Genomic DNA, 24,578 nt, shown 5'->3' with positions numbered 1-24,578 from the left:
GTTACGGGCGGCGCAGCGCGGAGGCGTTGTCGTTGTCGGGCTGGAGCACGCCAACCGGTGCCGCGTTGGCGCGGGCAGCGTTGGACAACATGTGCTCGACGACGTTCTTGCCGAGGGCGGTCTCGCTGGGCAGCTCGATGGGGTAGTTCCCGTCGAAACATGCACAGCACAACCGGGATTGGGGCTGTTCAGTGGCACCGACCATGCTCTCCAGCGAGATGTACCCGAGCGTGTCGGCGCCGATCGCGTGCCGGACGGCCTCGATCATCTCGCTCTGCGCGCCGTCGCCGTCCGCGTTGGCGGCATTGGCGATCAGCTCGGCGGGCGACGCGAAGTCGATGCCGTAGAAGCACGGCCATTTCACCGGCGGCGACGCGATGCGGACATGCACCTCCAGAGCGCCCGCCTCGCGCAGCATGCGGATCAGCGCACGCTGGGTGTTACCGCGGACGATCGAATCGTCGACGATGATGAGCCGCTTACCGCGGATCATCTCCTTGAGCGGGTTGAGCTTGAGCCGGATACCGTTCTGCCGGATGGTCTGCGACGGCTGGATGAAGGTGCGCCCGACGTAGGCGTTCTTCATCAGACCTTGCCCGAACGGGATCCCGGACTCCTGCGCATAGCCGACCGCGGCGGGGGTGCCGGATTCGGGAACGCCGATCACCATATCGCCGTCCACGGGCCGTTCCTTGGCCAACCGGCGGCCGATCTCCACCCGGGTCGAATGCACCGACCGGCCACCGATCGTGCTGTCGGGCCGAGCGAGGTACACGTATTCGAAGACGCACCCCTTCGGCGTTGGGTTGGCGAACCGCGTCGAGCGGACGCCGTCGGCGTCGATGGCCAGCAGTTCACCCGGTTCGATATCGCGGACGAACGAGGCGCCGACGATGTCGAGCGCCGCGGTCTCGGAGGCGACAACCCAACCGCGGTCCAGGCGCCCCAGCGACAGTGGCCGCACACCGTGCGGGTCACGTGCCGCGTACAGGGTGTTCTCGTCCATGAACGTCAGGCAGAACGCGCCGCGGACGGTTGGCAGGAGCTCCAGAGCAGCCTGTTCCAGGCTGGAGTCAGCAGCGCCGTGCGCGAGCAGAGCACCGAGGATGTCGGAGTCGGTGGTCGCGGCGGCGGCTCCCCGCATCCCGACGAGTCCGGCATCACGCGCGCGGGCGGCCAGCTCGGTGGTGTTGACCAGATTGCCGTTGTGGCCCAGCGCGACGCCGGTGCCTGCGGCCGTGTTACGGAACACCGGCTGCGCGTTTTCCCAGGTGGTGGAGCCGGTAGTGGAGTAGCGGCAGTGCCCGATGGCAACGTGGCCTTCCATCGCGGCCAGCGTCTGCTCGTCGAATACCTGACTGACCAGGCCCAGATCCTTGAACACCAGGACTTGTGATCCGTCGGCGACGGCGATACCTGCGGCCTCCTGGCCGCGGTGCTGCAGGGCGTAGAGGCCGTAGTACGTGAGCTTGGCGACTTCCTCGCCGGGTGCCCAGACTCCGAATACGCCGCATTCTTCGCGGGGCGGTTCTTCCTGCTGGTCTATCGATTGGCCAGTCACGATTGGGGGCTGCTCCCTAGACGCGGTTCGCTGACTGTGTTCATCCTACGGTTACCCACCGGTATGTACGTCATCCAACGGTGTGTCGGGTGTCTCTGTTCCCGCGTGTCGGCGGTGTGTCGCCTCACCTGCGCATTACCGACCCGGGCCAGGTCTCAGCTGATCGGTCGATCGAGCAGCGTAACCAACGGCAGCCAGGCTCCGATCTCACCTGCCCGGGACCCCGACAACGCCAGGGTTCCCGACCTGGCTGCATCGTCGATCGTGGTCAGGCCGGTCGCCAGTTGTAACCACGTCCTCGGGTCGGTTTCGACGACGTTGGGCGGGGTGCCGCGGGTGTGCCGGGGTCCGGCGATGCACTGGACCGCCACGAATGGCGGTACCCGGACCTCCACCGAGGCTCCGGGTGCCGCCGCGGCGAGGGTCCGTGCAGTCAGCCGCACGGCCTCCGCGATCTCGGTGCGCGCGGGCGCCGCGCTGTCTGCATCGCGTAACCACCCTTCGACGGCGAGGACAGCGGCGCGGGTCTTTGCCGGATCGGCGGTGCTGCGAGCGGCCATGCCCTAGTTTCCCAGAACGGACGCCGGGGCGGCGCCGTATGGGCCCGCTGGCGTGGTCCAGGTAGGGCCGGCAACGGGTACATATCGGTCGCCTCATCGAACAATGCTGCCGCGCAGCATGTTTCGGCTGACGAGATGGCCGCCGCGCCATCGTTGAGTACCGATGCGTTCGGCCGGGCGGGGAAGTATTGACCTCAACCTTAGTTCACGTCCTACCGTGGGGTGATGTCTTTCAAAACCCACGAAATCGAGTATCTGAAGACCGCCGATATCGGAAGGCTGGCCACGATGGCGCCCGACGGTACATTGCAGAACAGCCCGGTCGGCTTCAGCTACAACGAACAGCTCGGCACCATCGACATCGCCGGCTACCACATGTCGCGGAGCCGTAAGTTCCGAAACCTCAGCTCCCACAACGTCGTTGCCTTCGTCGTCGACGATATCGCGTCACGGGACCCGTGGCGGGTACGGTGTCTGGAGATCCGCGGCACCGCCGAACAGGCTGAGGTGGCCGACGCGACTGTCGAACCGAATGGCGACCGGCTCGACACCGCGATCATCCGGATCACGCCGCGTCGCATCATCAGCTTCGGCATCGACGACACCGAGACCGAATCACATCTACTCAAGGCGGACAGTCGGACCGTCTGACGGTCAGCAGCCGGCGGCGGCCAGTTGGCGGCGCCGCTGCACCAGCAGCGCGACCACCGCACCTACCTCGTTGATCGCAAGGTGAGCCAGCACAGGCGCGATGAGGCTGCCGGAAGATGTTGCCAGCCAACCAAATATCCACCCGGCCGTGCCGGTGACCACGATTGTGCCAAGCACCGGCTCGCCCGCACCTCGCGCGTCGGGAACATGCGACAGCCCGAACGCGACCGCCTGCACCAGCCGGCCCATAACCGGCCCGTAGGCGCCGGCAGCCACTGTTTCCAGAGCTCCGCGGTAGCTCGCCTCCTCGGCCCAGACCGTGCCGATCGGGATGTCGACCAGCAGCCACTTCCAGGCGGGCCGTGGCAGCGCACGGGCAGCCATACCGGCACGGACGGCGGGGATCGCGGCACCGACGCCCACTCCCGCGGCCACCACAGCCGCCGCGGCCATCCCGAATCCGAGACCGGACCGCAGTTCGTCACCGTCGAGCCCGGGTTGCGCACCGGCCAGTGCAGCCAACGCGCTCCCCAACGCCGCCTGAACAATTGGGTGGCGTCGCCCCGGTATCGCCAACCCCGCCGTGGCGCTGTATCCGACGAGCAGGCCCGCAAGGGCAATCGGCCTGCCGTCCATGCCGCAACAATAAGCGGCACACATCGCACTCACAGGGACGCCGACGAAAATATCGGCTGTGCCTCCAGACACAACGACGCCGATGCCGCCGCCGCTTCCGACTCCAGTACCGCAGCTGCTGACGAAGCCCAATTTTCATCACGGGGTCTCCTTGCTCGGCGGATGGTTGCCGATCACCATCGAGATCGTCACCGTCATCGCCCTGCTGGCCGTCATCGGTTGGCGCACCCGGCGCTGGCGGGCGCTGTGGATCCCACTCAGCGTGGGTCTGGGCGTCGTCGGCGCGCTGGCCGCACGGGCCTACATGAATGCCCAAGGCCTGGCCTCGGATCCGGCACCACTTGAGCTGTGGATCTGGGTGGCGGTCTTCACCGCCGCCATCGCGATCGCGATCTTCGGCTGGCGGGGGTCACGGTGGTGGCGGCGCGCGCTGTCACTGGTGCTGATTCCGCTGGCTCTGGTGGCCACGCTGGTGGAGCTCAACCGTTGGGTCGGCTACTACCCGAGCGTGCAGTCCGCCTGGGGCGCATGGACGGCTGGTCCGCTACCGAACCAGACCGATCTGGCTTCGCTACCGGGACTGCGCAATACGTCGCCGTCGACGGGCAAGCTGGTCGAGGTCACCATTCCGGATACCGCCAGCGGTTTCAAACACCGCAACGAGTACGTGTATCTACCGCCGGCCTGGTTCGCCGGGCCCACACCGCCGACCCTGCCCGTCGTGATGATGGTCGCCGGAGAGTTCAACACCCCGGCGGACTGGATGCGCAGCGGCAACATCATGCCGGTGATCGACAGCTATGCGCACAACAACGCCGGCGTGGCACCGATCTTCGTCTTCGTCGACTCGGGCGGCCGGTTCAACAACGACACCGAGTGCGTCGACGGACCCCGCGGGAACTCCGCCGACCACCTCACCAAAGACGTTCGGCCCTACGTGATCTCACAATTCGGTGCGTCTTCACAGGCCGCGAACTGGGGTGTGATGGGCTGGTCGATGGGCGGCACGTGTGCCATCGATCTCACGGTCATGCATCCGGACCTCTTCAGCGCGTTCGTCGACATCGCCGGTGATCACGGCCCTACCGCGGGTACCAAGGACCAGACCATCGACCGGCTTTACGGCGGTAACGCACAGCTGTGGGCGGCCTTCGACCCGGCCACGGTGATGAAGGCCCACGGCCCCTATGTCGGGGTCTCCGGCTGGTTCGAGGACACCGCGACGCCGCAGACCGACAAGTCCGGTTCGCCACAGTTCGGTAACAGACCTCAGCCGAATTCGCCGCTCGGTTTCGGCGGTCACGACGATTTCAAGGACACCGACGAGACGGGCGCGGCAGAGGACCTCTGCGCTGTCGGCACAGCCGTGGGTATCTCGTGTTCGGTGCACACCTTGGTCAGCTACCACACGTGGCAGTTCGCTGCGCAGGCGTTCTCCGACGCACTGCCCTGGCTCGCCGGTCAGATCCACACCCCCCAGACGACGCCGCCGGTGAGCTAGCGGTTTTGTCGCCCGCAGATGCCGGAAGCGCATCGCCGGCCTCAGTACTCCGGGCCGTGGTCGGCCGCCGACTTCTCCAGCGCAGCGCGCACCCGTTCGGTATCGCCTGCAGTCCATCCATCCGGTGGCGCGACCGCCGCCCAGCCGTCGAGCACCGACAAACCGTAGTTGTGACCATGCCCGCCGGGCATTCCCGCGGCGTTGGTCATGTCGGCAGCCACCTGCCAGAACGTCACTATCGGATACCAGCGCATCGACGTGGTCCGGTCGAAGCCCGGTGGCTGCACCAGCCAGTCGGGACGACTGAACAGCAGATCCGGTGACCACCACACGATCGGGTCCGACGGATGCTGGACGAACAGCACCCGGGTGCCCTCCCACGGCGACGCGGCAATCTGCGCGATATCGGGGCCGTTGACGAACCGGACGGTGCGGCCGTTGTCATAGCGTGGCCGTACCTGCGGGGTGCCCGGATCCCGTCGCTGCTCCAGTGCGCTCCACAGCGGACTCGCATTCGGCGGGCCCACCCACAACACCGCGTCGAAGCCCATCCTGGTGATATCGGGCAGGTAGCCGAATGCGCCCTGCCCGGCCATCGACCCCAGGCTCTCGCCGTAGAGCACCAGTTTCGGCCGCCGCTCCGGCGGCAGTTGCTGCCACCGGTCGTGCACGGTGTCGACCAGCAGGCGTCCGACGTTCATCGAGCGCTGCTGATCGCCGAGGAACGAAATCCAGCTCGGCAGATACGAATACTGCACGCCGACCAACGCGGTGTCCCCGTTGTACATCGTCTCGATCGCCCGCGCCGCAATGGGATCCACCCAGCCCGTCCCGGTCGTCGGGATGATCACCAGCACCTTCCGGTCGAAGGCGCCGGTGCGTTGCAACTCGCTGTCCAAGACCGCCATCCGCGCCTCATCGGTGTCCGCGGTCTGCAATCCGGCGTAGATCCGGATGGGCTCCTTGGCGGGTGTCCCGTTCACCGCGGTGAGCTCGGCTGCGTCCGGACCGGAGGCGACAAAGTTGCGCCCCTGATAGCCCAGCGTGTCCCAGTGTGCGAAAGATGTTGGGCTGCCTGATCTTTGCGGATAGACAGGCTGTTCGATACCGTCGCGGGTGGTGGAATTCTGCGGCTGGAAGACCCGACTCGCGCCGGCCAGGAAGCCCCGCACCAGCACGCCGTTGATCAGCGTGATGATCAGCACCGCAACCACCGCCGTGCCGATGAACAGCGCTACTTCGTCGTTGACGTGCCAGCGCCGGATGAGCACCCGGGCGAGGAGTTTGATCGCATCGAGCACCACCCGCGCCACCCCGACCGATGCCCCGCCCGCGAGCAAAGCAACGATCAGCGTGCGGTAGTAGCCGGTAGTAGCCGGGCCCTCCATACCCAGCAGCGCCGACACCTGCCGCTGCCAGGCAGCAGCCGGGATGACGATCAGCACGCTGGCCACGATCGACAACACCACGACGGCCGCCTTGAGCCGGTACAACACCTTCTTATCGGGCGGCCACCAGGACCGTCCGCGTAACACGAAGTGTCGGAATAGTTTTCCGATCGCGACCCCGAGTCCGTAGCCGATCGCCGCATTGATGCCGCCGATCAGACCGGCGTACAGCCAGTCCCGCGGTAACAGCGAGGGCGTCAGCGACAGGCAGAAGAACAACGTCCCGAAACCGACACCCACGAAGTCCAGCCGCACCAGGCCCCAGGCCCAATCCAGCAGCGGCCGCCGATCGCGCCGCTGGACCGGCGCGGCCTGTGACGTCGTCACCTGGCTATCCGAACAGGCTCGGGAGCACGCCCTCCCACGTGCTGCGGAGCTCGGCCAACGGAATCGTGAACTGTCCCTGGACCTCGACGCCCGTCGACCCTTGGTCCACGACACCGATGCGGGTGGCCGGCAGGCCCCGGGCTTCGCACATCGCCCGGAAGCGGCTCTCCTCGGTGCGCGGGACCGCCACCAGCACGCGGCCCGCTGATTCGGAGAACAGTTCGACGAACGGGTCCGAACCGTCGGGGAGCAGGAGTCGGCAGCCGGTTTCGCCCGCCAGGGCCGCCTCCACCACCGCCTGCATCAGGCCGCCTTCGCTCAGGTCGTGGGCGGCAGAGACCAGACCGTCGCGTGATGCCGAGGCGAGCACCTCGGCCAACAGCTTTTCGCGGTCCAGGTCGACCCGTGGGGGCACACCGCCTAGGTGATCGGCGGTGACCTGCGCCCAGATCGAGCCGTCGAACTCGTCGCGGGTCTCACCGAGCAGGATCAACGTCTCGCCCGGCTCGTTGCCCAACCCAGTCGGGATGCGGCGGGCGACATCGTCGATCACGCCGAGCACACCCACCACCGGAGTCGGCAGAATCGGCGTCGAGCCGGTCTGGTTGTAGAAGCTGACGTTACCGCCGGTGACCGGAATGCCCAGTGCCGCACAGCCATCGGCGAGCCCGCGGACCGCCTGCGAGAACTGCCACATCACCCCGGGATCCTCGGGTGAGCCGAAGTTGAGGCAGTTGGTCACGGCCACCGGAACAGCGCCGGTGACACCGACATTGCGGTAGGCCTCGGCCAGTGCCAGCTGCGCGCCGGTGTACGGGTCGAGTTGGGTGTAGCGGCCCGAGGCGTCGGTCGACAGGGTGATCCCACGACCGGTCTCCTCGTCGATGCGCAGCACACCGCCGTCGGCGTGTTCGGCGAGCACGGTGTTACCGCGCACGTAGCGGTCGTACTGCTCGGTGATGAACGCCCGGCTGCACAGATGCGGGCTGCCCAGCAGCGCAAGCACTGTCGCGCGCAGTTCGTCGGGGGTGCCGGGGCGCGGCAGCTTCGCCGACGTGTCGGCGATCAGCGCGTCCTGGGTGTCGGGACGCTGCACCGGGCGGTGGTAGACCGGGCCTTCGAGCGCGACCGTCCGCGGTGGCACGTCGACGACGGTCTCACCGTTCCAGGTGATGTGCAGCCGGTCGCCGTCGGTGACCTCACCGATGACGGTCGCCAGCACCTCCCACTTGCGGCACACCGCCATAAAGGCGTCGACGTTCTCCGGCGCGACGACAGCGCACATCCGTTCCTGCGATTCGCTGGAGAGGATCTCCGCCGGGGTCATGTGCTTGGCGCGTTGCGGGACTTTTTCCAGTTCGATCGACATTCCGCCGTCACCCGCAGCCGCGAGTTCCGATGTGGCACAGGATAATCCGGCACCGCCAAGATCCTGGATGCCGATCACCAGCCCAGCGGCGTACAGCTCGAGGCAACACTCGATCAGCACCTTCTCCATGAAGGGATCGCCGACCTGAACCGACGGCAGCTTCTTGCGGCCGGGGCCTTCGCCCTCGTCACCGCCGAAGGTCTCCGACGCCAAAACCGACACCCCGCCGATGCCGTCGAGCCCGGTGCGGGCGCCGAACAGGATGATCTTGTTGCCCGCGCCGGAGGCGAAGGCCAGGTGCAGGTCCTCCTTGCGCAGCACGCCCACGCACAGCGCGTTGACCAACGGGTTGCCCGCATAGGAGGCGTCGAACACAGTCTCGCCGCCGATGTTGGGCAAGCCCAGCGAGTTGCCGTAACCGCCGACGCCGCGGACCACGCCGTCGAGCACGCGGCGGGTGTCGGGGGCATCGGCAGCACCGAAGCGCAACTGGTCCATCACCGCGACCGGGCGCGCGCCCATGGCCATGATGTCGCGGACGATGCCGCCGACGCCGGTGGCCGCGCCCTGGTATGGCTCGACGTAGGACGGGTGATTGTGGGACTCGACCTTGAACGTCACCGCCCAGCCGTCGCCGATATCGACGACACCGGCGTTTTCGCCGATCCCGGCCAACATGCCGGCCCGCATCTCGTCGGTGGTGGTCTCGCCGAAATAGCGCAGGTGCACCTTGGAGGATTTGTAGGAGCAGTGTTCGCTCCACATCACCGAGTACATGGCGAGCTCGGCGTCGGTGGGACGGCGACCGAGGATCTCCCGGATCCGGTCATATTCGTCATCCTTGAGCCCGAGCTCACGGAATGGTTGTGGCTGCTCGGGCGACGCTGCGGCGCGCCCGACGGTATCGACTTCGTGCGAGTGCGCGGATGTCACGGGAGACAGTTTATTCGCTTTGTGAGCGGGCGAACGCATGCGCAGCTGCCCGGGCGCCGATGCCGTGCATCAAGACGCTGCCCAGCACCACGACGACCATGGTCTGCAGGATGACGGTCTCGGCGGGGTCGTCGAGCACGTTGAACGCCAACAGGCCGAACACAATGGTCGCGGCACCGCGCGGGCCGAGCCAGCCCAGCAGCAGCCGCTCCGGCCAGGAGAACCGCGACCCGAGCGTCGCCACCAGCATCGGCAGCATCCGCACCAGCGTCAACGCCAGCAGGCAGAACACCACCAGCCCGATGGTCAGTCCGCCACGCCAGTAGGCGAGCAGGGCGACTCCGCCGAAGACGAACCACATCGCGGCCATCAGCAGAAAGCTGATGTCGTCGAGTAGCTCGAGTTCGCGCTCGTGCTCCTGGGAGTGGCGGAAGTAGTGATAGGCGATACCGCAGACGAATACCGCGACGAATCCGTTGCCCTCCGCCCAGAGGCTCAGCGTGTAGGTCAGCGCAGGGGCGGCGACCACGATGATCCGTTTGGACTGTGCGGTCATCAGCCCCTTGCGCTCGGCAAAGTTCGCCGCCAGTCCGAGGCCTGCGCCGATGGCCACCCCGATGACGATGGCGATCACGGCATGGGGAATCGCGCTCGTGAGTTGGTGCCACACGGAGCCGGCCTCCTCATTCGGGTCCGCCACCGCCAGCGCAAAGACGAAGACCGGCGACACGATGCCGTCGCTGTATCCGGCCTCGACGTTGAGCAGGTCAGTGACCCGGCTGGGCACCCGCTTGTCCCGCATGATGAACCTCGCCGGAGCGAAGTCGATCGGCACCACGACGCACGCGATCACCACCACCGTTGCCAGTGACATCCCCGGTAACAGCCAAAGACCAAGGGCGACCGCAATTCCCACTGCCAGCGGCAGTGCGATGAACAGCAGCCGGACAGCCGAGTGGGGGCGCTCACCCAGCACGCCGGTGCGGATCTCGTTGGCGTCGACGAAAAGCAAGACCGCGAGGATGATCTCGGCGACGTGCTGGGCGGTGTCCGAGTTGAGCGTGTCGGCCAGCGAACCGTGGGTGCTGTACTCGACGATCGCGCCGGTGAGAACGAGGAACAGCGGCGAGGTGATGCGCCACCGGTCGAGTCGCTGGGCTGACAGGGCCCACCCTGCCACGACGAGGGAGATCAAGACCAGTGACAGCAGCACGGGCGTGATCTTGCCAGCGACAGCTGACGCTGTCAGAGGGGCCCAGATTTCCGGCTAGTGCCCGGCAGCCACACAGAAGGCATTGCCCGCCGGATCGGCGAGCACCACCCAGCGGATCCCGCCACCCATGTCATGGCGACCCGTTTCGGTGGCGCCGAGCGCGACCAGACGGGCCACGTCGGCCTCCGCATCGGTGGACGTGAAATCGACGTGCACCCGGTTCTTGCCCGGCGTGGGGTCATCGACACGCTGAAAGGCCAACTGCGGGCCCGCGTCCCGTGAGACGACGACGAATTCGCCGGGTGCCACGGCATTCACCGTTCCGCTGACCGCATCAGACCACCAGCTGGCGAGGGCGTCGGGGTCCGAACAGTCGAACGTGATCATTTCGACGGAGAGGTTCATGGCGCGACTGTAGAGGGATCCGGCGACAGAAACGCCTGCAATGCCGCCGAGTAGGCCGCGACATCCGCGGCGCCCATCAGCTCGCGCGCGGCGTGCATCGCCAGCTGGGCGGCGCCGACGTCGACGGTGGGGATTCCGGTGCGCGCCGACGTCATCGGCCCGATGGTGGACCCGCAGGGCAGGTCGGCGCGGTGCTCGTAGCGTTGCAGCGGCACCCCGGCCTGACGGCAGGCCAACTCGAATACCGCGGCGGTACGGCCGTCGGTGGCGTAGCGCAGATTCGGGTGCACCTTGAGCACCGGTCCGCCGTTGACCCTGATGAGATGGTTGGGCTCGTGGCGCTCCGGATAGTTCGGGTGGGTGGCGTGCGCCATATCGCCGGACGCCACGACCGAGCCCGCCAGCCGGCGCAGGAATTCCTCGCGGGTGCCGCCGGAAGCCAGCACGATCCGCTCCACGGTGGTGATCAGCAGATCCGACTGCGCCCCGTGATCGGAGGTCGAGCCGACCTCCTCGTGGTCGAACAGTGCCAGCACCGGCACGAACCCGCGTGGTTCGGCGGCCAGGAAGGCTTCCAGCCCGGCGTAGCAGGTGCCCTGGTTGTCCAATCGCGGTGCGCTGACGAACTCTCCCCGCGCGCCGGTGACCGCCGACGGGTTGAGGTCGTGGGTCATCAGGTCAAAGCCCAGCACGTCGGCGACATCGACCCCGGCCTGTTCGGCGACGTGGCCCAGGAACGAGCGCGGCGTGTCCCCCAAGCCCCAGACCGCATTGACGTGCCGTTGCGGGTCCAGGCTGACGCCTTTGCGGTCGTCGGACAGGTGGATGGCCAGCTGCGGCACCCGCAGGATCGGCTCGTCGATCCGCACCAACCGGTGCGCGATCCCACCGTCGAGATCGGGCTGCCGCACCGAAAGCCGCCCGGACAGCCCCAGATCGCGGTCGAGCCAGGAGTTCAGCCACGCCCCGCCGTACGGCTGCAGTGCCACCACGTTCCAGCCGGCGATCGAGCGGTCCGGGTGTTGTTTGACGCGAAGATTGGGGCTGTCGGTGTGGCCGCCGACCACCCGGAACGATGTGCCCGGGGCATCGCTGCTGTCCCACGCGATCAGCGATCCGGCGCGCAGCACGAAATATCGGCCGGCCCCCGGCCACACTGCCGACTCGGACAGTTCGCGATAGCCGACGGCTCTCAACCGCTGCGCCACCGTCTCGCAGACGTGGAACGGCGACGGGGATGCGTCGATGAATTCACACAGACCCTGTGCTGTAGCGGACATATGGACATCCTTATCCAGATCGCGGACAGCTTTGGCGCTAGGGTCTGATCGTGCCTGCTCCACAGCCTCAAGCGGTGACGTCACCGCTCACGCCGGCAGCCATATTCATGGTGGCCACCATCAACGACGGTGGCGAGCAAGCAGTGCATGACGCCCTCGCGGACCTGTCCGGTCTGGTACGCGCGACCGGTTTCCGCGACCCCGCCAAGTTGCTGTCGCTGGTCACCTCGATCGGCTCCGACGCCTGGGACCGGTTGTTCGCCGGACCCCGGCCCGCTGACCTACATCCGTTCGTCGAACTCGACGGCGGTCGCCACCAGGCCCCGGCAACACCGGGCGATCTGCTCTTCCATATCAAGTCGAGATCACTGGACTTCGCTTTCGAGCTGGCTCACCGCATCCTGAATTCGCTGTCCGGCGCGGTTACCGTCGTCGACGAGGTTCAGGGCTTCAAATTCTTCGACAACCGCGATCTGCTCGGGTTTGTCGACGGCACCGAGAATCCCACCGGCGTCGTCGCGGCGAGCGCCACCGCGATCGGCGCGGAGGACCCGGACTTCGCCGGCGGCTCTTACGTCCACGTGCAGAAGTACCTGCACAACATGACGGCCTGGGAAGAGCTGACGGTCGACGACCAGGAGAAGGTGATCGGCCGCACCAAGCTCGAGGACATCGAGATGGACGATGACGAGAAACCTGCCAACTCGCACGTGGCGCTCAACGTCATCGAGGATGCCGACGGCAACGAGCTGAAGATCGTCCGGCACAACATGCCCTTCGGCGAACTCGGCAAGGCGGAGTTCGGCACCTACTACATCGGCTACTCCCGCAGCCCCGCCGTCACCGAGCGGATGCTGCGCAACATGTTCATCGGCGATCCGCCCGGCAACACCGACCGCATCCTGGATTTCTCCACCGCGGTCACCGGCGGCCTGTTCTTCACTCCGACCATCGATTTTCTCGACGACCCACCGCCCATGCCCGACGCAGCCGAACTCCTCGCACCCCCCGCATCCGTTGACCCCGTCGCCGCGCCCGCAGCGGGCGCACTGGCGATCGGCAGTCTGAAAGGACAACCGCAATGAACAACCTCTATCGCGATCTGGCCCCGATCACCGAGGCCGCCTGGTCCGAGATCGAAACCGAGGCGACTCGAACGTTCAAGCGGCACATCGCCGGTCGCCGCGTCGTCGACGTGAGCGAGCCCGGCGGTCCGGCCACAGCGGCTATCAGTACCGGCCACCTGATCGACGTCGCCCCGCCTGGGGAAGGTGTGGTGGCGAACCTGAGGCAGGCGCAGCCGCTGGTCCGGTTGCGGGTGCCGTTCACGGTGAACCGCAGCGATATCGACGACGTCGAGCGCGGCTCGCAGGACTCCGACTGGGATCCGGTCAAGGATGCCGCCAAGAAGCTGGCCTTCGCCGAAGACCGTGCGATCTTCGAGGGCTACGAGGCCGCATCCATCGGCGGTATCCGCAAGTCCAGCTCCAACCCGGCGCTTGCGCTGCCGTCGGACCCCAAGGAGATTCCCGACGTGATCTCCCAGGCGCTGTCGGAGCTGCGTCTGGCCGGTGTCGACGGACCGTACTCGGTGCTGCTGTCGGCCGATGTCTACACGCAGGTCAGTGAGACCACCGCGCACGGTTATCCGATCCGCGAGCACCTCAACCGGCTCGTCGACGGTGACATCATCTGGGCTCCTGCCATCGACGGCGCCTTCGTGCTGAGCACCCGCGGCGGGGACTTCGACCTGCAGCTGGGTACCGATGTCTCGATCGGCTACCTGTCGCACGACGCCGACACCGTGCAGCTGTACCTCGAGGAAACCCTGACATTCCTGTGCTACACCGCCGAGGCCTCGGTGGCGCTCAGCCCGTAGCAGTGATTTGGGCGTGCCCCGTCGCGGTGATCGCAACCAGGCACGCCCAAATCCGCTCAGGCAGCGAGTACCGCGTCCAGCGCGGAGTAGAAGATTCCCAGCCCGTCATCAGAAGGACCGGTCAGTGCCTCGGTGGCGTGCTCGGGATGCGGCATCAAGCCGACGACGCGGCCGTTCGCCGAGCTGATCCCGGCGATATCGCGCATCGAGCCGTTGAGGTTGTCCCGGTAGCGGAAAACCACCCGCCCCTCGCCTTCGAGCTCGTCGAGGACCGCATCGGAGGCCACGAAACGGCCCTCGCCGGACTTCAGCGGCACCAGCAGATCAGCGCCCTGCTCGTAACGGCTGGTCCACGCCGACGAGTTCGAGGCCACCTGCAGCCAGACATCGCGGCAGATGAAATGCAGCCCCGCGTTGCGGGTCAGCGCGCCGGGCAGCAGACCCGCCTCGCAGAGCACCTGGAAACCGTTGCAGATGCCCAGCACGGGCAGGCCGCGGCCGGCAGCGGCGATGACCTCGCCCATCACCGGCGCAAACTTGGCGATCGCCCCGCAGCGCAGGTAGTCGCCGTAGGAGAAACCGCCGGGAACGATCACCGCGTCGACGCCTTTGAGATCGGCATCGGCATGCCAGAGGTTGACCGACTCGGCACCGACCAGTCGGGCTGCGCGAGCGGCGTCGACGTCGTCGAGCGTGCCGGGAAAGGTGATCACCCCTACCCGGGCCGTCACTGCAGATCCCCTGCTTCCCTGCTCACCGTGAAGTCCTCGATGACGGTGTTGGCCAGCAGGGATTCGGCGATCTCGGTCAGCGCTTCGTCGCTGACACTGTCGTCGACTTCGAGCTCAAAGCGCTTGCCCTGTCGGACATCTGAAACACCACCGTGCCCCAGCCGACCCAGGGCGCCGACGATGGCCTGTCCCTGCGGGTCGAGAATCTCGGCCTTCGGCATCACGTGTACAACCACCCGGGCCACGCGTGGCTCCTTGTCTTTTGGGCGCAAGAATTACCTGGTCACTCTACCCACACGAGGCCAGGTAGGCCTCGCACAGAGGCGTTGACATCGCGTCGAACACCCCGGCGTCGACCACACTCGGCCACGGCACCTGCGCAGACACCCCGGCAACGGGGGTATTCCAGAGCACCAGTTCGCTCACCGTGCTGCTCTGGGGGTGAGACAACACGTACTGGTGGACGACCAAGCCCCCGGGGCCGGTGAGCACCGCGGCCATCCGGTCGATGGCATCGGTGGTGAACGTCACGGTGAACTGCGGCGCCGTCACCGGGCAGAGCCGCAGTGCCACGTTGGCCGCGTTGAACACCGACTGCGCCGATTGCCCGCCGGCCGACGTGTCACCGCGCCAATGCATGATCTGGGCCTGCAGCTGCCACAGCCCGGCGGGCCGGGCGGGCGCCGCCTTCTCGGCCACGGCATACGCCCGCGGGTCGTCGGGCAGCCGCGGGGTGCCGCAGAACTCTTCGAAGCGAAAGTGGGGGGCGGGAGCGGAGACGGCGACGCCGGCCAGCAGAGGCCAGTGGGCGTCATCGTTCAGCGGGATCGACGACGGTGCGGGCCAGGCGCCCGCGGGGATCTGGTCGCAGTTCGGCGGACAGGTCTGCGGCAGGGCTGTCGCGGACGGCGCGAAGACCAGTCCGGCGCCGATCACCAGCCCCGCTACGCCCACTCGCGCGATCGCCCGCAGGATGTCCCGAACCATGACGCACCCCCTGAGCGCACAATCGTAGGCATGGACTTGACGCATTTCGGTCATTCGTGCCTTATGGCGAGCTTCGGCCGGCCTCTCGGGCCCGCCACCACCATCCTCTTCGACCCAGGCAACTTCTCGCACGGCTTCGAGGGCATCACGGGGCTGTCGGCGATCCTGATCACGCACCAGCATCCCGATCACGCCGACCCGGCCCGGCTGCCCGCCCTGGTGGCGGCAAACCCGGGGGCAGCGCTGTACGCCGATCCGCAGACTGCGGCCCAGCTCGGGGACGCCTGGACTGCGGTGCACGTCGGCGATCAGCTGGCCGTGGACGGTCTGACCATCCGCGGGGTGGGCGGGCGCCACGCCGTCATCCACCCGGAAATCCCTGTGATCGACAACATTTCGTATCTGATCGGTGATTCGACACATCCGGCGCAGTTGATGCATCCCGGCGACGCGCTGTTCGTTCCCGACGAGCCGGTGCGGGTGCTGGCCACCCCGGCAGCCGCACCGTGGATGAAGATTTCCGAGGCCGTCGACTATCTGCGCGCCGTCGCACCCACCCACGCGGTCCCCATCCACCAGGGCGTCGTGGCGCCCGAGGCCAGGGGGATCTACTACGGACGGCTGACGGAGATGACTGACACCGACTTCCAGGTGCTGCAAGAGGAAGGCTCGACATCGTTCGCCTAGCGGGGAGGGTGACGTTCACCGGCCATATCGCGGGATTCGGTTCCGGTGCCGGGGTCCGGATGGTCGTCGGGTCGTGGTCGACGTCGCCGTTCGGCCGCTTCGCAGACGTGATGGTTGAGACCTCCGACGGCGAGCGAATCCTGTTGGCGCCCAGTGCCGAGGTCGCCGAATTCGTTTCCGCCACCTACTCGTTCGACGGCGTGGTACTGGGGCCGGTGACAGTCGAGCAGACTGCGACGACGTTCAGCGTCACAGGACCCGAGCTCGACGCCACCTGCCGCGTCGGCGGCCCCGCGGCGTTCGACTGGCTGCTGAGGTTGGTCCCGGGCCCGATTGCCATCGCGCCGCTGTGGCTGCGCGCGATCAACCCGGTTGCCGGGCGGTTGATGCCCGGTGTGCACACCGCGGGATCGGCCGGCCACGGCAGGCGCGAGTTCTACGGGGTGCGACGCACGCACCGCATCGCGGAGCTGACCGGCGAGTTTCGTGGCGCGAGCCTGGACGGGCTGGCTGATCTGAACCCGCCGGTGCGATTCGGATTCTCCTCGGCCCCGACGGTTCCCCAGCTGGTGTCGGTCACGACGACCATCGACCTGCCTTGATTGTCCGTCTCAGCTGATATCCGCCGCCGCACCACGGCCGGCCGCGCGGCCGGAGAAGAGGCACCCACCCAGGAAGGTGCCCTCCAGCGCCCGGTAGCCGTGCACGCCGCCACCACCGAAACCGGCGACCTCGCCCGCTGCATACAGTCCGGGCAGTGCTGCGCCGCCGCTGGTAAGCACCCGGGAGTCGAGGTCAGTCTCTAAGCCGCCCAACGTCTTTCGGGTCAGAATATGGAGCTTGACGGCGATCAGCGGGCCGGCCTTCGGATCGGTCAGCCGATGTGGCGCCACTACTCTGGCCACCCGGTCGGGCAGGTAGGCGCGGGCCCCGTGAATCGCCGTGATCTGGCCGTCCTTACTGAAACCGTTGGCCACCTCGCGGTCACGAGCGGTGACCTCGGCTTCCACTGACGAGTACTCCAGTGGCACTACGTCCGGCAGCTCGTTCATCGCGGACACCAACTCGCGCAACGTGTTTGCGCTGACGAAGTCGACGCCGCGGTCGACGAAGGCCTGGATCGGCGGCGGCGCTCCCGGCCGTACCCTGGCGAGCACCTTGCGGATGCTACGGGTGGTCAGATCCGGGTTCTGCTCCTGCCCGGACAGGGCGAACTCTTTCTCGATGATCCTGCTATTGAGGATGAACCAGGTGTAGTCGTAACCGGATTTCGCGATATATTCCAGCGTGCCGAGCGTGTCGAAGCCGGGATACAGCGGTCCGGGCAGGCGCTTGCCGGTCGCGTCGAGCCACAACGACGACGGGGCGGGCAGAATCCGGATGCCATGATTGGGCCAGATCGGGTCGTAGTTGGTGATGCCCTCGGTGTAATGCCACATCCGGTCGCGGTTGATCACCCGCGCTCCAGCTGATTCGGTGATGCCGATCATCCGGCCGTCGACATGGGCGGGCACACCGGCCAACAGCTGATTGGGCACGCGCCCCATGCTCGCCGGCCAGTTCTTCCGGACCAGCTCGGGATTGCCACCGATCCCGCCACTGGTGACGATTACTGCCGAAGACCGGAATTCGAACTCCGACAAAGCATTACGCGACGATGCCACTCCCCTGGCGGCTGTCGACGGTTCCAGCACGGTGCCGCGCACCCCGACCACCGCACCGCCTTCGACGATCAGCTGGTCGACCTGGTGGCGATGCGCAAAGCGGATCATCGGACTGTTCTGGACGCGGCGCGCGAAGATCTCCACCAATCCCGGGCCGGTACCCCAGGTGATGTGGAACCGTGGCACCGAGTTGCCGGGCCCGCGGGCGCCATAGCCGCCGCGCTCGGCCCAAGAGACCAGCGGGAAGATCTTCAGCCCACGATCACGCAGCCAGCTGCGCTTTTCCCCGGCCGCGAAGTCGACGTAGGCGTGCGCCCACTGCCGCGGCCAGAAGTCCTCGTCGCGGTCGAACGCGGCGGTCCCCAGCCAGTCCTGCAGCGCCAGCTCGTGGCTGTCACGAATGCCCATCCTGCGCTGTTCGGGGCTGTCGACGAAGAACAGCCCGCCGAACGACCAGAAGGCCTGTCCGCCCAGGTTGGCGGTGTTCTCCTGCTCGACGACCAGCACCCGTTTTCCCGCCATCTTGGGCTGTTCGACGAGCTCAGCTGCAGCGACGAGCCCTGCCAGCCCTGCTCCGACCACGATGACGTCAGCATCCATGGCGCTACACGCTAGCGACCCTGCCTGTGACTGGGATCGGTTATGCGGGGTCTGTCACGCTGTGTTTTCACGCTGCATTTTTCACGCGGCGTCTTGCAGCGCCGAGTCCGGCAACCAGCGGTACACAACCGGCTCGCAGCCGTGCATCAACGCCAGATCGACCGCGTCGAGCATCGCCTGCCGCGGCCCGGGATGGCGCAGTTGGCGAGCGGCGACCGCCACCCGTACCACTCCGCCCCGACGGGCACTGCGGTCGGCAGACATCACCAGCGTCCGGCACCACCAGGGCTCGGAGAGGAACCCTTCGCCGATACCGAGCACCCGCCCGCGCACCGTGGTGCCGCGGACCAGATCCGTGACCCCGGTCAATCCGGCGAGAAGCCGAAAACCGTTGCGCGGCAGCACTGTCACCACCCCCGGGGACACCGACCAGCCCGGGGCGGCGAATAGCCGGGTCCGCAGGCCAAGGTGTTCCAGAATGCGGTCGGCGGCCATCAGACGCAGATTGGCCTCGTGAGCCTGGAGGGTGGCGAACTCGCCGCGCCGACGCTTGGTGGCGGCCTCGTCGTAACCGTGCAGCACGATCGCGTCACCGCCGGTGCGGCGATCGGTCAGCCACTGCACGGTCGGTGCGTCACGGTCGAGTCGGTATCCACCCTTGAGCCGGGGCGCAGCCAAAAGCGATACCGGCACCGACCGCTCGCCGAGCCGCGCGCAGAACTCGTCGACGTCGGACAGCGTCCGGTCACTGATGCCAGAGACCGAGACGATCAGTTGCCCCATCACAGCGCCAGTGTCGCAATTGCAGATGTCGGGACGGTTGCGGACACCCGGACCGCAGGTTAAGGGGTCTAGCTGGGCAGCAAAGCCTCGATGGCGCCGATGACCTCGGGTGCGTCGGGAACCGTCGTCGGCCGGAAGCGATTCACCACGGTGCCGCCGGGCGCGACGAGAAACTTCTCGAAATTCCACTGAATGTCACCGGCCTCGCCGCCGGCGTCCGGGATCTTCGTCAGTTCGGCGTAGAGCGGGTGCCGGTCGGCGCCGTTGACCTCGGCCTTGGCCAGCAACGGGAAGGTGACACCGTAGGAGGTCGAGCAGAAGGTCTGGATCTCCTGAGCATCGCCGGGTTCCTGCCCCATGAACTGGTTGCAGGGCACGCCGATCACCGTCAGTCCGCGGTCGCCATAGTCGCGGGCGAGTTGTTCCAGCGCGGTGTACTGCGGTGTCAGACCGCACTTCGAGGCCACGTTGACGATCAGTACGGCGCGGTCGGCATACTCCGCCAGCGAGGTGGGCTTGCCGTCGAGGGTGGTCAGCGCGATATCGGTCAGGCTCATACGGCTGACGCTAACACCACCCTTGGCCCTCAAGATCAGTTAGGTTGGCCGGCTAATCAAACGGTTATCCTTAGCTGCGTGGTGCACCGGTCAGACAATCCACGAGCTCGCACCGCGTCAGGCCCGCCGCCGGTCCAGGACTCGCCACCCGAACACGACTATCCCGAGAATCTCGACGTCGGTCTGCTGAAGATCGCCGGGGTCTGCGTGCTGGCCGCGGTGATGGCCATCCTCGATACCACCGTCGTCAGCGTCGCGCAGCGCACGTTCATCGCACAGTTCGCGTCGACCCAGGCGGTGGTGGCCTGGACGATGACGGCCTACACGCTGGCCCTGGCCACCGTGATCCCGCTGACCGGCTGGGCGGCCGACCGATTCGGCACCAAGCGGCTCTTCATGGGTTCGATCTTCTTCTTCGCCGCCGGTTCTCTGTTGTGCGCCATGGCGCCAAACATCACGCTGCTCATCGCCTTCCGCGTCATCCAGGGCATCGGTGGCGGCATGCTGATGCCCCTGACCTTCACGATCCTGACCAGAGAAGCCGGCCCGAGACGGCTGGGCCGGTTGATGGCCGTGCTGGGAATCCCGATGCTGCTCGGCCCGATCGGCGGACCGATCCTCGGCGGCTGGCTGATCGGCTCCTATAGCTGGCAGTGGATCTTCCTGATCAACCTGCCGATCGCCGTGATCGCACTGGTGCTGGCGGCGGTCATCTTCCCCAAAGACCAACCGGCACCGGCCGAGTCGCTCGACATCATCGGGGTGCTGCTGCTGTCACCCGGCCTGGCCACATTCCTCTACGGAGTTTCGTCGATACCGGGCCGCGGCACGGTGACCGACAAGCATGTGTGGCTACCCGCCTCAATCGGGATGCTATTGATCGCCTGCTTCGTCTTTCATGCGCTGTACCGGGCCGATCACCCTCTGATCGACCTCCGACTCTTCAAGAACCGGGTCGTGGCATTGGCGAACACGTCGATGTTCCTTTTCGCCGCAGCATTTTTCGGCGCCGGCTTGCTGGCGCCGAGCTACTTCCAGCAGTTGCTGCACCAGAGCCCCCTACAGTCCGGCCTACATCTGATCCCGCAGGGCCTCGGCGCGATGTCCACCATGCCGATTGCCGGCCGGTTCATGGACAAACGCGGCCCCGGCAAGGTGATTCTGGTCGGGATCACGCTGATCGCCACGGGTATGGCTGTTTTCGCCTTCGGTGTGTGGAAGCAGGCCGACTATCTACCACTGCTCCTGATCGGGCTGGCAATTCAGGGAATGGGCATGGGCGCCACCATGATGCCGCTGTCGGGCTCAGCCATCCAGGCATTGGGCCCGTCGCAGGTGGCGCGCGGCTCAACCCTGATCAACGTCAACCAGCAGGTAGCCGGTTCGGTAGGAACTGCACTGATGTCGGTAATCCTGACCAACCAGTTCAACCGCAGCGAGAACATCGTCGCCGCCAATAAGGTTGCGGCCCTTCAGGAACAGGCCGCCAGGACAGGTCGTCCGCCCGATCCCGCGGCGCTGCCGCCGCAGGTGCAGGCACCCGGGTTCCTGCAGTCACTCACCCACGACCTCTCGCAGGCGTACTTCGTGGTGTTCGCGGTCGCGGTGGGCCTGGTGGCGCTGGTCTTCATCCCGGCGTCGTTCCTGCCGAAGAAACCCGTGCAGACGCTACCGGGCCAGGCGCCTGCACCTGTGCTGGCGCACTAGCCGTCGGGCAACATCAGTGCGATCCGTTCGGCGGCATCGTCGACGCGGCTCGGTTCAATTGCCTTGCTCCTCAACCGCCTCGTCCCTCGGCGGCATCGTCGACGCGGCGTCCAAAATCCACGCATACTGAAACGCCACTTCCTTCCAGCGCTCGTAGCGACCGCTGATGCCACCGTGACCGGCGCTCATCTGGGTCTTCAGTAGCACCGGATGTGTATCGCTCTTGGTATGCCGCAGGGCGGCAACCCATTTCGCCGGCTCGACGTACAGCACCCGGGTGTCGTTGAGGGAGGTCATCGCGAGGATCGCCGGATAATCTTTGGCTTCGACGTTCTCATACGGCGAGTACGACTTCATGTAGGCGTAGACGTCGCTGTCCTCCAAGGGGTTTCCCCACTCGTCCCACTCCGTGACAGTCAGCGGCAGCGACGGATCGAGGATCGTGGTCAACGGGTCGACGAAGGGGACCTGCGCCAGAATGCCCGCGAAGAGTTCCGGCGCCAGGTTTGCCACCGCACCCATCAACAGACCGCCGGCGCTGCCGCCGAGCGCCACCAAATTCTGTGGACGCGTCATCCCGACATCGACGAGATGCCGTCCGACAGCGATGAAATCGGTGAACGTATTGCGCTTCTGCAGCAGCTTGCCGTGTTCATACCACAACCTGCCCAGCTCACCGCCGCCGCGGACATGGGCGATCGCGAAGACCATCCCGCGGTCCAGCAGAGAGAGCCGCGCGATCGAGAACCGCGGATCTTCGCAGGACTCGTAGGCACCATAGCCGTACAGCAGAGTCGGCGCGGGCAATGTGACGTCCGCCCGGTGGATCACCGAAATCGGCACGCGGACACCATCTTCGGCGACCGCCCAGTCTCGGCGCTCGACGTAGTCCGCCGGTCGGTAGTCACCGAGCACAGGCTGCTCGCGCAGCAGAATCCGCTCCCCGGTGGCCAGGTCGATGTCGTAGACCCGCACCGGGGTGATGAACGAGGTGGCGGCGATCCGCAGCCGCGGCGCATCCCAGTTCGGGTTTCCACCCAAACCTGAAGCCGTAAGCTCGGATTCGAACGTCAGCTCTTCGATCGCGCCGTACTGACCGGTCGCGTAGATCGGCCAGAGCTGGATCCGGGGCAGTGCCTCGCTGCGATAGCTGACCACCAGATGACCGACGAATGCGTCGACGCCGTCGAGCCGGACGTCATCTCGCCCGGCGATCAGGGTGTGCTGGTCGGCTGGGTCGGCGACCGGCGCCTCGGTCAGCGTGAAGTTCACCGCACCGTCGTTGTGCAGGATCAGGAATCGGTCTTCCCCGCCCACCACCGCATGCTCGACGGAATACTCGACTCCCTCGCGTCGCGGCAGGATGCTGACGAATTCGGCGTCGGGGTCGTCGGCGTCGGCGTAGAACACCTCGGAGGTGATGCTCGAACCCGCCGCGATCATCAGGTACTTGTTACTGCGGGTGCGACCCACGCCGAGCCAGAACCGCTCATCGGGTTCGTGGTACACCTTCTGCGCCGGCAACCCGGCGCCGAGCCGGTGGCGCCAGACGGTGTCGGGACGCCAGGCGTCGTCGACCGTCAGGTAGTAGACGGTCTGGTTGTCGGTCGCCCAGGTGACACCGGCGGAGATCCCGGCGATCACGTCGTCGTGGTTCTCTCCGGTGCGTAAGTTCCTGAATCGCAATGTGTATCGCTCATCGCCGGTGGTGTCGACGGAGTACGCCAACACATTGCCGTCCAGGCTGACGCTGGCCGCACCGAGCGCGAAGAACTCGTGACCTTCCGCTTCGAGGTTCTCGTCGAGCAGGATCTGTTCGCCGGGAACCTCGGTGTTCTCGTCGAAGAGCGGCGGGCTCCAGTCGTCGGGATCCTGCACCGGTGTCCGGCATTGCAGTCCGTACTGCTTACCCTCGAAGCTGCGGGCGTAGTACCAGTAGTCGCCGCGACGGGCCGGCACCGAGAGATCGGTCTCTTTGGTGCGTGCCTTGATCTCGTCGAAGATCTTCTGCCGCAACGGCTCCAGATTCTCGGTTACGGCGTCGGCGTAGGCGTTCTCGGCCTCCAGATACGCCGTCACTTCGGGGTCGGACTTGTCCCGGAACCATTCGTACGGGTCGTTGAAGACATCACCGTGGAACTCGCGGCGACTGTCGACTCGCTTGGCGACGGGCGGCTGGGAAATCTCGGTCATCGTGTCGGTCCGATCCACTCGCTGAAGCTCAGTCCCGAAATTCGTTCGTACGCTTCGATATACCGGTCCCGGGTGGCTTCGGCGATGTCCGGCGGCAGCGGTGGCGGCGGCTGGGTGCCGTAGCGGTCCCAGCCCGATTCGGGACTGGTCAGCCAGTTACGGACGAACTGTTTGTCGAAGCTGGGTTGCACCACGCCTTGCCGATAGGTGTCGGCGGGCCAGTACCGCGACGAGTCGGGGGTGAAGACTTCGTCGGCAAGTCGCAGATTGCCGTGCGCATCTGAGCCGAACTCGAATTTGGTGTCGGCGATGATGATTCCCTTGGTCAGCGCATGATCGGCGGCTTGCACGTAGATCTGCAGCGTACGGTCCCGCAGCTGGTTGGCCTGCACGGTGCCGACCTGGTCCACGACATCGGCGAAGGTGATGTTCTCGTCGTGCAGCCCGATCTCGGCTTTGGAGGCCGGGGTGAACAGCGGCTCGGCGAACTTACTGGCCTCCCCCAGGTCCGGGGGCAGTGAGATGCCGCAGACCTTGCCGGTCTTCTGGTAGTCGATCAGCCCTGACCCGGTGAGGTACCCGCGCGCCACGCATTCGATCGGAAGCATCTTCAGCTGTTGGACCACCAGTGCCCGGCCCAGCACCTCGTCGGGGATGCGGGGGTCATCCGGCGGCCCGGCGAGATGGTTCGGCGCCTCGACGAGGTCGAAGAAGAACACACTCATCGCCGTCAGGATTCGACCCTTGTCGGGTATCTCGGTGTCGAGGATGTAGTCGAAGGCCGAGATGCGGTCGGATGCGACGAACAGCAGAGTGTCGTCGTCGATCCGATACAGCTCGCGAACCTTGCCACTGGTGAGGTGCTGGTAATCAGACAGGGAAGGGCGCACCGCGTCAGCCTATCGG

At 66.5% G+C, this 24,578-nt stretch carries 23 protein-coding genes; 7 read left to right on the top strand and 16 right to left on the bottom strand.

Annotated features, from left to right (window positions below):
* Nucleotide 1: 1 nt before the first annotated feature.
* A complete protein-coding gene (gene purF / locus H7J73_RS32105) occupies nucleotides 2-1,561 on the bottom strand; it encodes an amidophosphoribosyltransferase (protein WP_264071886.1) in 1,560 nt (519 codons plus the stop codon).
* Nucleotides 1,562-1,716: 155 nt separating this feature from the next.
* Entirely contained in the window at nucleotides 1,717-2,121 is a 405-nt protein-coding gene (locus H7J73_RS32100; RefSeq protein WP_264071885.1) for a sterol carrier family protein, read from the bottom strand.
* Nucleotides 2,122-2,346: 225 nt separating this feature from the next.
* Here H7J73_RS32100 and H7J73_RS32095 point away from each other — a divergent pair, with 225 nt between their 5' ends.
* Nucleotides 2,347-2,772 (top strand): PPOX class F420-dependent oxidoreductase, encoded by a 426-nt coding sequence (locus tag H7J73_RS32095; RefSeq protein WP_264071884.1) that lies wholly within the window; start codon nucleotides 2,347-2,349, stop codon nucleotides 2,770-2,772.
* Between the two features lie 3 nt (nucleotides 2,773-2,775).
* Here the strand turns inward: H7J73_RS32095 and H7J73_RS32090 are convergent, their stop codons facing one another.
* Nucleotides 2,776-3,408, bottom strand: coding sequence for an Rv0804 family intramembrane glutamic endopeptidase (locus tag H7J73_RS32090; RefSeq protein ID WP_264071883.1), 633 nt, complete (start codon nucleotides 3,406-3,408; stop codon nucleotides 2,776-2,778).
* A gap of 58 nt (nucleotides 3,409-3,466) precedes the next feature.
* Between H7J73_RS32090 and H7J73_RS32085 the strand changes: the two genes are divergently transcribed.
* Nucleotides 3,467-4,909, top strand: a complete 1,443-nt coding sequence (locus H7J73_RS32085) for an alpha/beta hydrolase-fold protein (RefSeq protein ID WP_264071882.1) — start codon at nucleotides 3,467-3,469, stop codon at nucleotides 4,907-4,909.
* Between the two features lie 41 nt (nucleotides 4,910-4,950).
* On the opposite strand, the gene H7J73_RS32080 is transcribed toward H7J73_RS32085, so the two are convergent.
* Genes H7J73_RS32080 through H7J73_RS32060 form a run of 5 tightly spaced genes read right to left on the bottom strand, consistent with a single transcriptional unit; the run spans nucleotide 4,951 to nucleotide 11,884 of the window.
* Nucleotides 4,951-6,684: an alpha/beta hydrolase gene (locus H7J73_RS32080; protein WP_264071881.1), complete on the bottom strand. Its 1,734-nt coding sequence runs from the start codon at nucleotides 6,682-6,684 to the stop codon at nucleotides 4,951-4,953.
* Between the two features lie 4 nt (nucleotides 6,685-6,688).
* Nucleotides 6,689-8,986, bottom strand: coding sequence for a phosphoribosylformylglycinamidine synthase subunit PurL (purL, locus tag H7J73_RS32075; protein WP_264071880.1), 2,298 nt, complete (start codon nucleotides 8,984-8,986; stop codon nucleotides 6,689-6,691).
* A gap of 10 nt (nucleotides 8,987-8,996) precedes the next feature.
* Nucleotides 8,997-10,199, bottom strand: a complete 1,203-nt coding sequence (locus tag H7J73_RS32070; protein ID WP_264071879.1) for a cation:proton antiporter — start codon at nucleotides 10,197-10,199, stop codon at nucleotides 8,997-8,999.
* A 54-nt stretch (nucleotides 10,200-10,253) separates the two neighbouring features.
* Complete coding sequence (locus H7J73_RS32065) at nucleotides 10,254-10,604, bottom strand: VOC family protein (protein ID WP_264071878.1); 351 nt, start codon at nucleotides 10,602-10,604, stop codon at nucleotides 10,254-10,256.
* Nucleotides 10,601-11,884, bottom strand: coding sequence for a M18 family aminopeptidase (locus H7J73_RS32060; protein WP_264071877.1), 1,284 nt, complete (start codon nucleotides 11,882-11,884; stop codon nucleotides 10,601-10,603). The genes H7J73_RS32065 and H7J73_RS32060 overlap by 4 nt, the downstream gene beginning before the upstream one ends.
* Nucleotides 11,885-11,934: 50 nt before the next feature.
* Here H7J73_RS32060 and H7J73_RS32055 point away from each other — a divergent pair, with 50 nt between their 5' ends.
* Both H7J73_RS32055 and H7J73_RS32050 read left to right on the top strand, forming a co-directional pair.
* Nucleotides 11,935-12,969, top strand: a complete 1,035-nt coding sequence (locus tag H7J73_RS32055) for a Dyp-type peroxidase (RefSeq protein WP_264071876.1) — start codon at nucleotides 11,935-11,937, stop codon at nucleotides 12,967-12,969.
* Nucleotides 12,966-13,763 (top strand): family 1 encapsulin nanocompartment shell protein, encoded by a 798-nt coding sequence (locus H7J73_RS32050; RefSeq protein ID WP_264071875.1) that lies wholly within the window; start codon nucleotides 12,966-12,968, stop codon nucleotides 13,761-13,763. The genes H7J73_RS32055 and H7J73_RS32050 overlap by 4 nt, the downstream gene beginning before the upstream one ends.
* Before the next feature lie 56 nt (nucleotides 13,764-13,819).
* Here the strand turns inward: H7J73_RS32050 and purQ are convergent, their stop codons facing one another.
* From purQ to H7J73_RS32035, 3 genes are read right to left on the bottom strand one after another with little or no spacing between them, the layout of a single operon-like run.
* Nucleotides 13,820-14,494 carry a phosphoribosylformylglycinamidine synthase subunit PurQ gene (gene purQ / locus H7J73_RS32045; protein WP_264071873.1) on the bottom strand — a complete coding sequence of 225 codons (675 nt, stop codon included), beginning with the start codon at nucleotides 14,492-14,494 and terminating at the stop codon, nucleotides 13,820-13,822.
* On the bottom strand, nucleotides 14,491-14,739 hold the full coding sequence (purS, locus tag H7J73_RS32040; protein WP_264071872.1) for a phosphoribosylformylglycinamidine synthase subunit PurS: 249 nt from the start codon (nucleotides 14,737-14,739) through the stop codon (nucleotides 14,491-14,493). Before purS ends, purQ begins: the two co-directional genes overlap by 4 nt.
* 43 nt (nucleotides 14,740-14,782) lie before the next feature.
* Nucleotides 14,783-15,481, bottom strand: a complete 699-nt coding sequence (locus H7J73_RS32035; RefSeq protein WP_264071871.1) for an ATPase — start codon at nucleotides 15,479-15,481, stop codon at nucleotides 14,783-14,785.
* A 30-nt stretch (nucleotides 15,482-15,511) separates the two neighbouring features.
* Here H7J73_RS32035 and H7J73_RS32030 point away from each other — a divergent pair, with 30 nt between their 5' ends.
* Nucleotides 15,512-16,168 (top strand): MBL fold metallo-hydrolase, encoded by a 657-nt coding sequence (locus H7J73_RS32030; RefSeq protein ID WP_264071870.1) that lies wholly within the window; start codon nucleotides 15,512-15,514, stop codon nucleotides 16,166-16,168.
* Nucleotides 16,169-16,176: 8 nt separating this feature from the next.
* Nucleotides 16,177-16,770, top strand: coding sequence for a hypothetical protein (locus tag H7J73_RS32025; RefSeq protein ID WP_264071869.1), 594 nt, complete (start codon nucleotides 16,177-16,179; stop codon nucleotides 16,768-16,770).
* 9 nt (nucleotides 16,771-16,779) lie between these two features.
* Here H7J73_RS32025 and H7J73_RS32020 read toward each other — a convergent pair whose 3' ends face one another.
* The 3 genes from H7J73_RS32020 to H7J73_RS32010 form a co-directional block, all read right to left on the bottom strand.
* Complete coding sequence (locus H7J73_RS32020; protein WP_264071868.1) at nucleotides 16,780-18,432, bottom strand: FAD-binding dehydrogenase; 1,653 nt, start codon at nucleotides 18,430-18,432, stop codon at nucleotides 16,780-16,782.
* An 81-nt stretch (nucleotides 18,433-18,513) separates the two neighbouring features.
* A complete protein-coding gene (locus H7J73_RS32015; RefSeq protein WP_264071867.1) occupies nucleotides 18,514-19,218 on the bottom strand; it encodes a DUF2334 domain-containing protein in 705 nt (234 codons plus the stop codon).
* A gap of 65 nt (nucleotides 19,219-19,283) precedes the next feature.
* Entirely contained in the window at nucleotides 19,284-19,772 is a 489-nt protein-coding gene (locus H7J73_RS32010; RefSeq protein ID WP_264071866.1) for a glutathione peroxidase, read from the bottom strand.
* Nucleotides 19,773-19,853: 81 nt separating this feature from the next.
* Here H7J73_RS32010 and H7J73_RS32005 point away from each other — a divergent pair, with 81 nt between their 5' ends.
* Complete coding sequence (locus H7J73_RS32005; protein WP_435405623.1) at nucleotides 19,854-21,479, top strand: DHA2 family efflux MFS transporter permease subunit; 1,626 nt, start codon at nucleotides 19,854-19,856, stop codon at nucleotides 21,477-21,479.
* A gap of 54 nt (nucleotides 21,480-21,533) precedes the next feature.
* Here H7J73_RS32005 and H7J73_RS32000 read toward each other — a convergent pair whose 3' ends face one another.
* Nucleotides 21,534-23,672: a S9 family peptidase gene (locus H7J73_RS32000; RefSeq protein WP_264071865.1), complete on the bottom strand. Its 2,139-nt coding sequence runs from the start codon at nucleotides 23,670-23,672 to the stop codon at nucleotides 21,534-21,536.
* A complete protein-coding gene (locus H7J73_RS31995; protein WP_264071864.1) occupies nucleotides 23,669-24,562 on the bottom strand; it encodes a phosphoribosylaminoimidazolesuccinocarboxamide synthase in 894 nt (297 codons plus the stop codon). Before H7J73_RS31995 ends, H7J73_RS32000 begins: the two co-directional genes overlap by 4 nt.
* Nucleotides 24,563-24,578 lie beyond the last annotated feature (16 nt).

Origin of the sequence: Mycolicibacterium komossense (assembly GCF_025822605.1) — a bacterium.
Lineage (GTDB): Bacteria > Actinomycetota > Actinomycetes > Mycobacteriales > Mycobacteriaceae > Mycobacterium > Mycobacterium komossense.
This window is presented reverse-complemented; position numbering and strand designations above follow the sequence as displayed.

Bases quoted from the DNA above. Each gene is read 5' to 3' on its own strand.
- H7J73_RS32100 (WP_264071885.1), bottom strand. From the start codon at position 2,121: ATGGCCGCTCGCAGCACCGCCGATCCGGCAAAGACCCGCGCCGCTGTC.
- H7J73_RS32095 (WP_264071884.1), top strand. From the start codon at position 2,347: ATGTCTTTCAAAACCCACGAAATCGAGTATCTGAAGACCGCCGATATC.
- H7J73_RS32090 (WP_264071883.1), bottom strand. From the start codon at position 3,408: ATGGACGGCAGGCCGATTGCCCTTGCGGGCCTGCTCGTCGGATACAGC.
- H7J73_RS32065 (WP_264071878.1), bottom strand. From the start codon at position 10,604: ATGAACCTCTCCGTCGAAATGATCACGTTCGACTGTTCGGACCCCGAC.
- H7J73_RS32060 (WP_264071877.1), bottom strand. From the start codon at position 11,884: ATGTCCGCTACAGCACAGGGTCTGTGTGAATTCATCGACGCATCCCCG.
- H7J73_RS32050 (WP_264071875.1), top strand. From the start codon at position 12,966: ATGAACAACCTCTATCGCGATCTGGCCCCGATCACCGAGGCCGCCTGG.
- H7J73_RS32035 (WP_264071871.1), bottom strand. From the start codon at position 15,481: ATGGTTCGGGACATCCTGCGGGCGATCGCGCGAGTGGGCGTAGCGGGG.
- H7J73_RS32030 (WP_264071870.1), top strand. From the start codon at position 15,512: ATGGACTTGACGCATTTCGGTCATTCGTGCCTTATGGCGAGCTTCGGC.
- H7J73_RS32020 (WP_264071868.1), bottom strand. From the start codon at position 18,432: ATGGATGCTGACGTCATCGTGGTCGGAGCAGGGCTGGCAGGGCTCGTC.
- H7J73_RS32010 (WP_264071866.1), bottom strand. From the start codon at position 19,772: ATGAGCCTGACCGATATCGCGCTGACCACCCTCGACGGCAAGCCCACC.
- H7J73_RS32000 (WP_264071865.1), bottom strand. From the start codon at position 23,672: ATGACCGAGATTTCCCAGCCGCCCGTCGCCAAGCGAGTCGACAGTCGC.